General features: G+C 69.3%; 12 protein-coding genes. 5 read left to right on the forward strand and 7 right to left on the reverse strand.

Annotated elements, in window-relative coordinates; all coding sequences use genetic code 11:
• Positions 1-3: 3 nt before the first annotated feature.
• Positions 4-1,449, reverse strand: coding sequence for a sugar transferase (locus AW271_RS18710; RefSeq protein WP_062338472.1), 1,446 nt, complete (start codon positions 1,447-1,449; stop codon positions 4-6).
• A gap of 350 nt (positions 1,450-1,799) precedes the next feature.
• On the opposite strand from AW271_RS18710, the gene AW271_RS18715 reads away from it, so the two are divergent.
• Positions 1,800-2,735 (forward strand): LCP family protein, encoded by a 936-nt coding sequence (locus AW271_RS18715; protein ID WP_062338474.1) that lies wholly within the window; start codon positions 1,800-1,802, stop codon positions 2,733-2,735.
• On the opposite strand, the gene AW271_RS18720 is transcribed toward AW271_RS18715, so the two are convergent.
• The gene (locus tag AW271_RS18720; RefSeq protein WP_062338476.1) at positions 2,728-3,630 is read right to left on the reverse strand and encodes an NmrA family NAD(P)-binding protein; all 903 of its coding nucleotides are present in this window, start codon (positions 3,628-3,630) and stop codon (positions 2,728-2,730) included. The two genes, AW271_RS18715 and AW271_RS18720, sit on opposite strands and share 8 nt — an antisense overlap.
• 73 nt (positions 3,631-3,703) lie before the next feature.
• Here AW271_RS18720 and AW271_RS18725 point away from each other — a divergent pair, with 73 nt between their 5' ends.
• The gene (locus AW271_RS18725; RefSeq protein ID WP_062338478.1) at positions 3,704-3,928 is read left to right on the forward strand and encodes a hypothetical protein; all 225 of its coding nucleotides are present in this window, start codon (positions 3,704-3,706) and stop codon (positions 3,926-3,928) included.
• Between the two features lie 718 nt (positions 3,929-4,646).
• Here AW271_RS18725 and AW271_RS18735 read toward each other — a convergent pair.
• The 4 genes from AW271_RS18735 to AW271_RS18750 all read right to left on the reverse strand — a co-directional run bounded on the left by AW271_RS18735 (position 4,647) and on the right by AW271_RS18750 (position 7,659).
• On the reverse strand, positions 4,647-5,711 hold the full coding sequence (locus AW271_RS18735) for a protein kinase family protein (RefSeq protein WP_062338482.1): 1,065 nt from the start codon (positions 5,709-5,711) through the stop codon (positions 4,647-4,649).
• A gap of 71 nt (positions 5,712-5,782) precedes the next feature.
• A complete protein-coding gene (locus AW271_RS18740; protein WP_062338484.1) occupies positions 5,783-6,124 on the reverse strand; it encodes a hypothetical protein in 342 nt (113 codons plus the stop codon).
• 45 nt (positions 6,125-6,169) lie between these two features.
• Entirely contained in the window at positions 6,170-6,778 is a 609-nt protein-coding gene (locus tag AW271_RS18745) for a GntR family transcriptional regulator (protein ID WP_062338486.1), read from the reverse strand.
• Positions 6,775-7,659 carry an EamA family transporter gene (locus AW271_RS18750; protein ID WP_062338488.1) on the reverse strand — a complete coding sequence of 295 codons (885 nt, stop codon included), beginning with the start codon at positions 7,657-7,659 and terminating at the stop codon, positions 6,775-6,777. The genes AW271_RS18745 and AW271_RS18750 overlap by 4 nt, the downstream gene beginning before the upstream one ends.
• A 199-nt stretch (positions 7,660-7,858) precedes the next feature.
• Here AW271_RS18750 and AW271_RS18755 point away from each other — a divergent pair, with 199 nt between their 5' ends.
• The 3 genes from AW271_RS18755 to AW271_RS18765 all read left to right on the forward strand — a co-directional run bounded on the left by AW271_RS18755 (position 7,859) and on the right by AW271_RS18765 (position 11,110).
• Entirely contained in the window at positions 7,859-8,233 is a 375-nt protein-coding gene (locus AW271_RS18755) for a barstar family protein (RefSeq protein ID WP_083976814.1), read from the forward strand.
• Positions 8,234-8,816: 583 nt separating this feature from the next.
• Positions 8,817-10,772 (forward strand): sensor histidine kinase, encoded by a 1,956-nt coding sequence (locus AW271_RS18760; RefSeq protein ID WP_169806361.1) that lies wholly within the window; start codon positions 8,817-8,819, stop codon positions 10,770-10,772.
• Complete coding sequence (locus tag AW271_RS18765; protein WP_062338491.1) at positions 10,769-11,110, forward strand: DUF742 domain-containing protein; 342 nt, start codon at positions 10,769-10,771, stop codon at positions 11,108-11,110. Before AW271_RS18760 ends, AW271_RS18765 begins: the two co-directional genes overlap by 4 nt.
• On the opposite strand, the gene AW271_RS18770 is transcribed toward AW271_RS18765, so the two are convergent.
• Complete coding sequence (locus AW271_RS18770; protein ID WP_157554357.1) at positions 11,085-11,450, reverse strand: hypothetical protein; 366 nt, start codon at positions 11,448-11,450, stop codon at positions 11,085-11,087. The two genes, AW271_RS18765 and AW271_RS18770, sit on opposite strands and share 26 nt — an antisense overlap.
• Positions 11,451-11,475 lie beyond the last annotated feature (25 nt).

Consider the following 11,475-nt stretch of genomic DNA (forward strand, 5'->3'; position numbering starts at 1 on the left):
GTGTCAGTATGCTCCCCGCCCGCCGAACACGGCCGACCACGTCTTCCAGAGAATGAGCACGTCAAGGGTGAGCGACCAGTTCTCGACATACCGCAGGTCGAGCCGCACGGACTCCTCCCACGTCAGGTCGGACCGGCCGCTGACCTGCCAGAGGCCCGTCATGCCGGGCTTCACCAGCAGCCGCCGCCGGACGTCGTCGCCGTACTGGGCGACCTCCTCGGGCAGCGGCGGGCGCGGCCCCACGAGCGACATCTCCCCTTTGATGACGTTGATGAGCTGGGTGAGCTCGTCGAGGGAGTAACGCCGGAGCCACGTTCCGAGCGGGGTGATCCTTGGATCGTTCCGCAGCTTGAAGAGCACCCCGTTGCCGTCGTCGCCGAAGTTTCGCAACGTGATCTTGCGGCGTTCGGCGTCGACCGTCATGGTGCGGAACTTGTAGACGGTGAAGACCTCGCCGTCCTTGCCGACGCGCGCCTGCCGGAATAACGCGGGACCGGGGCTGCTGACCCTGACCGCCGTCGCGATGACCAGCATGAACGGCAGCAGCATCAGCAACACCATGCTGGCCACGACCCGGTCGAACACGCTCTTCACGGCCTGCCGCATGCCCCTGATGTCGGGGTGTTCGACGTGGAGCAGCGCGAGCCCGGCGACCGGCCGGATGTTGATGCGCGGCCCGGCCACCTCCATCAGCGCGGTGGCGACGAGCAGCTCGGTGCCGCGTTCCTCCAGCTGCCAGGCCAGCCGCCGCAGCGCGTGGCCGTCGAGTTCGGGGCAGGCGAGCACGGCCACGCTGTCGGCCTGCGACGCCACGACCACTTCCGGGACGTTCTTGAAGTCGCCCAGCACCGGGAACCCGTCGACCTGCGAGGGCAGCTGCCCGGCCTGGTCGGGCGGCACGCACGCGGCCACGATCCGCATGCCGTGGTGGCGTTCGCGGGAGAACTGCGCGTGCAGGTCGAGCACCGAGGTCCAGTGGCCGACGACGACGACCCTCCGCAGGCACTCGCCGTTGCGACGGCGGCGGTGCAGCCGCTTGCGCAGGGCGTAGTGGACGCCGAGCGTGAGCAGCGCGCAGATGGGGATGCCGGCCATCACGTAGGACCGGGCGATCGACGTCTGGGTGACGTAGGCGCTGATCGCGACGACCGACGCCAGGATGGCCGCGGAGTGAATGATCTTGCGATATTCGTCGGCGCCGTCGCCGATGTGGCGCCGGTCGTACCCCCCGACGAGTCCCACCGTGAGCGGCCAGCCGGCGGCGATCGCCAGCCCGAGCGGCACCTCGACGGGATGGGCGATGCCCAGCGCGAAGCGCGCCAGCAGGACGCCCTGGATCGCCGCGGCACCGCTGAGGGTGTCCATGGCGACGGCGGCGCGGATGTAGCGCCGTGACCAGCCGGGATCTCCGATCCCGGAACGAACCACCTCTTCAAGAGCAACACCCATGTCGCAGATGCGCCTTTCCCCCACACTTGTTACCTGACGGACGCCCCACCTGTACCGTTGGTTTACCTAGATCACTGACTGATCTTGTTGACCTTGAAGTCTCTGAACGGTGGAACGATCGTAAGATCGCCGCAACTTAGAGGGAAAGTTCATCTGAATGTCCACATAAGGCCATTTATACTTCAGGCGCGGCTATGGACAGCTGCGTGCGCACCCGCTTCTACCTGGATTAACTCGGCATCCTCGCAGCTCTCCACCCGGGACGTCCTGACGTGACCCAAACCACAGACGAGCCAGTACCGAAAAAGCGTTCTAAACGCCGTCGTAACATTTTGATTGTCTCCTTACTGGTGTTGTCACTTCCGCTGGCGGCTCTCTTCACCATCGCGATGGAGCGGCAGTACACCTACGACCGCAACATCACCCGCATCGACGACGTCTTCCCGGCCGAGCCCGAACGCCCCGCCAAGCCCGTGGGCGAGGCGCAGAACTGGCTGCTCATCGGCTCCGACGCGCGTCCGGGCGAGAGGGGCTTCAACCGCGCCGACTCGATCATGCTGGTGCACCTGCCCGCCGACCGGGCCCGCGTGTTCTTCGTCGGCATCCCGCGCGACTCCTATGTGCCGATCCCCGGACACGGCACTGACAAGATCAACTCCGCGTACGCATACGGCGGTCCCAAACTGCTCATCTCGACCGTGGAAAAGCTGACCGGAGTGCGCGTCGACCATTTCGCCGCCCTCGACTTCAGCGGTTTCGTCGCCATGAGCAAGGCCATCGGCGGGGTGGAGGTCGAGGTGTCACGGGAGACGTACGACTCGGCCAACAAGATCACCTGGCCGCAGGGGACGGTGCACCTGGAGGGCGAGAAGGCGCTGCTGTTCGTCCGCCAGCGCTACGGACTGCCGGGCGGCGACTTCGACCGCATCAAACGCCAGCAGGCGTTCCTGCGCGCGGTCGCCGACAAACTGATCAACGGCGGCGTGCTCACCGACCCGTTCGCCCTCAACGACTTCCTCGGCGCCCTGACCACATCGATCAGCGTCGACTCGGGCGTCTCCATCGGCACCCTGCGCGACCTGGCGATCGAACTGCGCGACATCCGCGGCGGCAGCCTGGTGGCCTCGACCCTGCCGCTGGCCGGCACGGACACCGTCAAGGGCGCGAGCGTCGTCCGCCTCGACGAGAAGGCCGCCAAGATCATGTACGCCGCCATCAGGGACGACAAACTGGAGCAGTACTTCGACGACCACGGCGGCACGTCGAACACCAAACAGGTCAACTGACGTAGACGCCCCGGTGCGCCGCCACGAACTGCTCGACCGTCTGCGCCGTCTGCCGGGTGACGCGGAAGACGTCGTCGGTGGCGCGGTCGTAGCGGTTCTCGCGGTGCAGCCGGGCCATCGTCGCGATGTGCTGCTGGGTGTGCGCCGGCAGCCCCGTCTTCGGCAGCACGTCGGTGACCCACTGGTGCAGCGGGACGTCCCGGTAGGTGACCGACCGGTCGAGCGCCTTGGCGAACTCCTCGGCCACGCCGTGCATGTCGAGGGTGTTCGGGCCGGTCAGCTGGTAGACCTCGCCGATGTGCGGCGAGGGGTCGCGCAGGATCACCGCGACCACGCGGGCGACGTCGTCGGTGGCGATGGGCGAGGTGCGCCCGGAGCCGAACGGCAGCGCGATGGTGCCGTTCTCCCTGATCGACCGCGCGGCCAGCGTGGTGAACAGCGGATTGTCCAGGAAGACGGTCGGCCTGACGTGGATCACCGGCAGCCCCGACCAGTCGAACACCTTCTCGGCCAGGTAGTGGAGGCGCTGCTGGTCCGACTCGGCGGTGCTGGTGGACGTCATCTGCGACACCGTCATCTGCGACAGGTCGACCAGCCCGTCGAGCACCCGCAGGTCCCGGGCCACCGACGCCACGACGGCCGCCGCCAGGAGATGGTCGGGCGAGACGGCCATCCCGAAGTACATGCGCGAGACCCCGTCGAGCGCCGCCGCGACGGTCTCCGGCTTGGTCAGATCGCCGACGACGACCTCGATGCCGAGGGCCCGCAGCTCCTCGGCCCGCTGGTCGTCACGGCGGACCATGGCGCGAACGGGCACGTCCATGCGGTGCAGCCGCTCCAGGATCTTGCGCCCCAGACCCCGGGCCCCCGGGACGAGAACCAGCTTTCCGGCCACCTCTACCCCCTATGTCACTCTTTGTGATCATACGGAAGCGAACTCCGGGGCCTTCGGGGGCGTCTACCCGTACATGATCTCGCCACCGCAGTGCCCGGGGTGCGGCACCAGCCTGGTCCCGATCGCGTACGGCTACCCGCACTTCACCGACGAACTGAAGCGGGCGCTTGAGGAGAACCGCCTCGTCCTGGGCGGCTGCGTGATCCGCGACGAGAAGTGGGCCTGCCCGACGTGCGAAAGCCGCTACCCCGAGCCGGTACCCCGGGACGAATTGACCTCGGGCGATACCCGCGGCTAGCCTGACTTTCAGTGACGGGTCCACTGCGGTGAGGCCCGGAAGTGAGCCTCGGGAGATCCTGCCGGACGACAGGGCCCGGGGCTTGCGTCATTTCTCGCCCGGATGATCCGCCCGGATCGTGTGCACGGTCACCCGAGAGGCGAGCCTTTCGAGATACTCCGCCGCTCCCGTCCGGGAGTGGCCGACCGCCCCGCACAGGACATCCGGGATCCACAACATCGGATCACTCGGACCGGGTTCGTGGAAGAGGCGCAGTGGAGCCGCGAGAGCCCGCCGGCGCCGCAGGTGGTCGAGCATCTCGCGGTCGCGACGGTCGTCAGCCGGGCCCCTCGATTCCAGCACCAGGTCACCGCATGCCAGGGCGCTCAGTTCCCGGAGCACCACCTCAAGGCACTTGCGCCGGCGACGCTCCGGCCGATCGGCCTGCCCCTCCACCCGGACGACGACGAAGCCCTCGACGGGCAGGTCGGCGATCGTGAGACTCGTCCCGCCAGTGGACCTTGCGCTGGCCCCGCAGCAGAAGCCCGCGCATCTGCTCGCGGACGTGCGGGACCGCTCCCGGCTCGCCGATGGCCACGGCCATCAGGTACGTGCCGGGATCACGCCGAGCATCCGACCCTGACTCGTCTCCCCAAGCGACGTACACAGACGACCCCTAGACCTCTGTTTACGAGATCTATAGCAGGAATCGGCGTTGAACAGGGCGGAATTCCCCGTCTCAGGGAGCGGCGTAGACGCCGCCCTCCGACAGGACGTGGACGATGGCCGGGTAGATCGACGGGTTCCAGGCCGATCCGTCGAGGCGTTCGCGGTAGGCGCGCAGGGCCGTCTCCAGCAGGAACAGCCAGGCCACCAGGGGGCGGGCCTCCCTCGGGACCCCCAGTTCGCCCAGCAGTCGCACCGCCGCGTCGCCGGCCGCCGACGACGCCTCGTGCAGGGACGCGCCCCGGGTGGTCAGGGCGGCGTGGAAGTGCCAGTGGAGGATGTCGAAGCCGAGGGGCACGTCGGGGGCGCTGAGGCCCCAGCCGTCGAGGCGGGGGCGGCCGGCCGACCACAGGACGTTGCCGGGGACCAGGTCGCCGTGCCAGCGGCCGAAGGTCAGGGCCACGTCGCCGTAGCAGCGTTCGAGGCGCTCGGCCAGGCGGTCGGCGACGGCCGACAGGCGGGGGGCCTCGCGGAGGGCGGCGATCTCGGCGCGCAGGCGTTTCCAGTACGCCGACTCGCACAGGATGACCCGGCTGCGGGGGCCGCTGAAGGCGATGTCCCTGATGATCTGGGGCGACGGGGCCGGGTCGCCCTGGCGGTGGGGGCGGCCGGTCCACGAGGTGACGGTCACCGGGCGGCCCTGCCACTCCGACTCGGCCAGCAGGCGGGGGGCCAGCCGGTGGCCGTCGAGGGCCGACAGGGTCACGGCCTCGTTGACGGCCAGGACGCTGGTCGCGGTGTTCCAGCCGACCGTCGCGCGGGCGATGGCGCGGCCCCGGGTGTGCAGCCACACGTAGGGGCGCTCGGGGCGCAGGGAGAACGACGCCCGCAGGGGGCCGCGGCCCAGGAGGGCGGTGAGCCAGGAGACGAGCAGGGTCTGGTTCGGGTCGGCGTCGGCGCGGAGGCTGACGACCACCGGGTGGAGGGCGAAGACGCCGCGTGGCCGGAGCCGGTCGCCGGTGAAGGAGTAGCGTTCGGCCTCGCGGTAGCCGGGTGGGATCTCCCCCGTGGTCACGCGGACGGCGTCGCCGGCCGGTTCCCAGACGCGCGCGATGAGACTGCGCAGATCGGCGTTCATGCTCTGAATCCAAACCCAGGTGACAACAGACGCTCTTTGTCACTCTATGTCGGATTCAGGGCTGATCTTGGCTAGTCGTATTCCAAATCTGGGAGCGGATGGGGTGGATCGGGGCTGCGCCAGACCACGACGAAGCCGTCGTCGGCGTTCTCGACGGCCCAGGAGAGGCGGTCGAGGTCGAAGTCGGGGAGGTAGCGGAGGCGGGCCAGGAACGTCGCGTCGGTGGCCGACCGCGGCACCACGCAGTTGTCGCCCGCGCGGTCTTCCAGGACGATGAGCACGTCGGACTCGGTGACGCCGCCGACCCTGACCTCTATGACGTCCTCCCACGCCAGCGCCTCGACGGAACCGTCGGCGTAGTGGCGGGTCACGCCCTCTTCGGTGACGTACACGTAGGTATCCGGCACGTGCATGGGCGCGATTGTGTCGGGCTTTGAGTGGTCCGGCAAGACCGCGCGTCAGATGCGCCAGACCAGGTGCTCGCGGGCGGCTTTCGCCGCGTCCTGCGAGGTTCCCGCTTCCAGTCGTTCGAGCAGTTCGCGGTGCTCCGTCACCATTTCGTCTCGATCTGGGTACGCCTCCCGCAGGCGCACCACCCCGAGGCGGGTCTCGGCCGACAACGACAGGTAGAGGCGCAGCAGCCGGGGGCTCCCGGCGGCTCGGGCGAGGGCCTCGTGGAGGGCCATGTGCTGGGCGACGATGCCGGCCCAGGGGGCGTCGTCGGGCAGCGCGGCCATGGTGTCGAGGGCCCGCCGGGCCTCCTCGATCCGCCGCCCGGCCACGGCGGCGCCGACGAGGTCCTCAAGCGGGCGGCGGACGTAGAGCAGGTCGTCGAGGTCGTCTCGGGTGAAGTCGGGCACGTACGCCGACTTGTTGCGCTCCCGTCGCAGGATGCCCTCGTGGACGAGCGCCGCGATGGCCTCCCTGACCGTCGGGCGGGCCACGCCGTAGGTCGCCGAGATCTCCTGTTCGGGGAACTGGGTGCCCGGGGAGACGTCACCCGACAGGATGCGGGTGCGCAGGGCGTCCGCGAGGGCTTCCACGGTGGAGACGGGGCGCAGCTTCACGCCGGAGAGCCTACTTTTTCCGGCCGGGCCACCACGATCAGGCTGACCGCGAGCATGGCCAGGCCGAGCCACGATGCCGGACTGAGGGTCTCGCCCAGGACCGCGACGCCGAGCAGGGCCGCGACGGCCGGTTCGGCGAGGGCCAGGGTGCTGGCGGTGGCGACGGGGGTGCCGCGCAGGCCCCGGCCGTACAGGACATAGGACACGGCCGTGGTGGCCAGGCCCAGGTAGCAGACCGTGGCCAGGCTCGCGGGGTCGGTGAGCCAGGAGAGGTCGCCGGCCAGCAGGACCGGGAGCATGATCACGGCCGAGACGCCGAACATGACGGCCATCACGTCGTCGCTCGGGTTGCCGGCGACGATGGCGCGGGCGGCGATGACGGCGTACGAGGCGTAGATGAAGCCGCCGACCAGCGCCAGGCCGACGCCGAGCGGGTCGACGGTGCCGCCGCCGGGGAGCAGCAGCACGGCGCAGCCGACGATCGCGGCGGCGGTCCCCCACATCCACTGGCGGCTGGGGGGACGCCGGTCGAGCGCCCATGACAGCAGGCCGGTGAAGACGGGGCCGCTGCCGATGAGGATGACGGTGCCGATCGCGACGCCGGTGAGGTTCACCGCGACGAAGAAACAGAGCTGGTAGAGGGCCACGCACAGGCCGCCGAGCAGCAGCGCCGGACTGGGTCGCACCCTGGCGCCGGGCCGCAGCAGGACGAACCCGGCCAGCGCCGAGCCGCCGATGACGAGCCGGGCGGCGGCCAGCGCGACCGCCCCGGCGGCGGCGAAGGTCCCGGCGGTGCCGGCGGTGCCCCACAGGACGGCGGCGAGCACGACGAGGAGCGCGAGCCGCTGCTCGCGCCGGGGGGCTGCCTCTGAGATGCGCATGCGTCAGATTGTCTGACAACCAGACACTCGATCGCAAGCGATTCGGCATCGACTGCCGTTTATGACCCCCGGTAAAGATCTGACAGGAGCTCCTGACAATGCGCCGTAAAAGCGGCGCATAAGCCAATAAGAAGAGTTGTTTTTATCCGGAACATTCCCGGACATGTGGGAAGCGCCTCTCTCGGGGAAGACCGCAACCATGTTGAGTCGGTTTGTACGAGCTCCCCGGACGGTCGGGGTCGCCACCGCCATCGCCGAGGTCAAGGAGCGGGGAGCCGTCCCCCACCTCGTCGACGGCGCCGAAATGGTCACCTCCGCCGCCGCCTTCGAAGCCATCGCCCACGCGCTCGATTTTCCGGAAGGTTTCGGTCACTGCCTCGATTCCCTGTACGACCACCTGACGGACCTGTCGTGGTTGTCACCCGGTGAGCACGTACTCATCTGGTCGAAGCCGTCGGTCCTCCGCAAGATCGACGCGACGTCCTACGACGGCCTCGGATCGGCCCTCTCGGACGCCGCCACGGACGGCACCAAGGGCGACGCGACCTTGACCGTGATCATGCTGGACAACTGAACCGGCGGGACGCCGCCCCGCCTCCACGCCGCCCATGCGGCCCACAGATTCACCGGCCGGCCGCCAGACGGCCATCCGGGGGTCACCGCTGACCACATGCGTCCACTACGTTGACCGAAACGTTGCTTTCGGGTGGTGTCGTACCTCACATGTGCAACCGGTGGGCTACACAGCGGAGTGTGACCACCGTCACCCCAGGGCTCGATAGATTAGTTATCTATGCAGGTGACGAACGGATCCCGAGGCGACGGAGCGTCATCGTCCGACCGGCGTCGCGATAGAGAAAAGCGGCGAATCGGTGTCAAACCCGAATAGCCCCCATTTCGTTGCGAACGCCACCTAGTTCCACAGCTCACGCGTTGCTATTGTTTCGCCACTATTAACGCATGTGTTCGCCCTCTGCTGAGGTCCCATGGCTGGCCGCAAACGCTCCATCCGGTTCAAGATCTTCGCGGTCTTGCTCGCGCCCGTGACCGCACTCGCGGTCATCTGGGCGTTGACCGCGGCTATTACCCTCACTTCCGGGCGGGAATACCTCCGGGTCGGAAGGGTCTATGAGCACATCGTCCTCCCGTCACGCGCCGTGCTGACCGAGTTACAACACGAGCGCCTGATGTCGGTCACCTACCTTGGTGGCAACTCCGACTTCCACGCCGACCTCGACGCCCAGCAGAAGCGCACCGACGAGATCGCGGCCGGCCTGGCCGGGCACGCCGTCGCCGGGCGCGAGTCGGCGCCGCCGGCGCTCTGGGACCGCGTACAGGAACTGCTCCGGCAGCTCGACCGGCTCGACGGGCTGCGCAGCCAGGTGGAGAACCGGGAGATCGGCCGCCTCGACGCCCTCACGCAGTACAGCGAGATCGCCGAGGTCGGCTGGCAGGTGTACGACCGCATGATGATCGCCCCCGACCTCGACCTGATCGACCAGACGAAGGCCGTCGTCATGGTCGGCCGGGCCCGCGAGATCGTCAGCCAGCAGTCGGCCCTGCTGGCCGGCACCCTGGGCACCGGCCGGATGAGCGACCGCGAGCAGGCCGTCTTCGTCGACATGGCCGCCAAGCGCTCCGTCCTCTACAGCCTCGGCTTCTCCGGCCTCGAGGGCTCGATGCGCGACCCCTACGTGAAGCTCAACGGGTCCCCGGCCTACCTCGACTTCGTGAAGCTCGAAGGCTCGGTCCGCGACAAGGTCCGGCCCGACGGGCCGCTGCCGCCCGAGGCGGGCCGCTGGCAGGCCACCGCCGAGGCGCTCTCGATCACCCTCGACAAGCTGGGCGGCCAGGCCAGCGTCGAGATCGGCAACCGCATGCAGCCGGCCGTCATGAACGTGCTCATCCGGCTCGGCGTGCTCGCCGTCGTCGGCCTGATCGCCCTCGTCGTCACGCTTCTGGTGTCGGTGAGGTTCGGCCGCCGGATCTCCGCCGAGCTGGGCGCGCTGCAGAACGCGGCCGTCGACCTGTCGGACCGGCGGCTGCCCGACATCGTGCGCCGGCTCAGCCGGGGCGACGACGTCGACGTCAGGGCCGAGACCCCGCCGGTCGAGGTGCCCGGCAACACCGCCGAGGTCGCGACGGTCACCAACGCCTTCACGTCGGTGCAGTCGACCGCCGTCCAAGCGGCGGTCGGCCAGGCGCAGCTGCGGCAGGGCGTCAACAAGGTGTTCCTCAACCTGGCCCGCAGAAACCAATCGTTGTTGCACCGGCAGCTGGGCATCCTCGACGGCCTGGAGCGGCAGACCGACGACCCGAACCTGCTGGAGCAGCTGTTCGGCCTCGACCACCTGACCACCCGCATGCGCCGCCACGCCGAGGGCCTGATCATCCTGTCGGGCGCGGTCCCGGGCCGCGGCTGGCGGGAGCCGGTCGCGCTGTTCGACGTCGTCCGCGCCTCGGTCGAGGAGGTCGAGGACTACCTGCGGGTCGACGTGAACGTGCCGCTGCACGCCAAGCTGGTCGGCCCGGCCGTCACCGACGCCATCCACCTGATCGCCGAGCTCGTCGAGAACGCGACGATCTTCTCCCCGCCGCACACCCGGGTCACCGTCCACGGCGACCTGGCGGCGCGCGGGTTCGTCCTGGAGATCGAGGACCGGGGGCTCGGGCTGAACGCCGAGGAGATGGCCGCCATCAACGAGCGGCTGGCCGACCCGCCGGAGTTCGACCTCGCCGACAGCGACCGCCTCGGCCTGTTCGTCGTCGGACGGCTGGCCAAGCGGCACGACATCACCGTCAACCTGCGGCCCTCGCCGTACGGCGGCACCACGGCCATCGTGCTGATCCCGACCGAGCTCGTGGTCATGCCCAACCCCGAGGAGATCGCGGCGACCGAGCGCCTGGTGCCGGCGCAGCCGTCCGAGGCGCCGCTGCTGGCGCCGGTGTCGGGCCGGCACGGCCAGGGGGCCAAGGCCGCGGCCGAGACGAACCTGCCCCGGCGGGTCAGGCAGGCGAACATGGCGCCGCAACTGCGGGAGGAACAGGGCAAGCCCGACTTGTACTCTTCCTTCCAGGCCGGTTGGCGCCGAGCGGAGGAAGACGAAGCGTGACCGAAGAACCGCCTCTGCTGCGCCCGTTCACCCTCACCAGAGGGAGGACCCGGCCCACCGGGCCGGAGTTCGAGCTGATGACGATCATCCGGGCGGTGCCGGGCGCACTGCTCGGGGGGCTCACCCCCGAGGAGCTCCGGATCGTCCGGATCTGCCAGTCGCCCGCGTCGGTCGCCGACCTCGCCTCCGACGTGGGCCTGTCGCTGAACGTGGTCAGGATCCTGCTGAGCGGTCTGCGCGACCGGAACGTCATCACCGCCCGGCCGCAGGCCACCGTGGCCCAGCTGCCGGAGGAGCGGATCCTGCGCGAGGTCATCCAGGGTTTGCGAGCCCTCTGAGGGCCTCGTCGAGATGCCGGCGCGCCGGTTCGAGCACCTGCTCGGTGTAGTGGCCGAGCAGGTCCGCCGGACCTTCGGGTAACAGAAGTAACTCCTCGCCGTCGAGGTCGACCGTCCCGTCGACGGCCCAGTCGGGGCCGTCGGGGCGGAGCCGCACCTCACAGACCAGTTCGCGGCCGTCGGGAAGGGTGTACGAAACCCCGAGGCGCACCTTGCCCACGAGATCGGTGATCGGCGACCAGCGCCGGATGTCGGGATGGAAGTCGAGGTAAAGGTCCCGACCGGCCTCGGAAAAAGTGCTGGCAGCGGCCATTACGGCCCGGAGAAGATCGTCGCGCACGGCTCGGTTAATCCTCGTTAATACA

Source organism: Herbidospora sakaeratensis, from assembly GCF_001570525.1.
Lineage (GTDB): Bacteria > Actinomycetota > Actinomycetes > Streptosporangiales > Streptosporangiaceae > Herbidospora > Herbidospora sakaeratensis.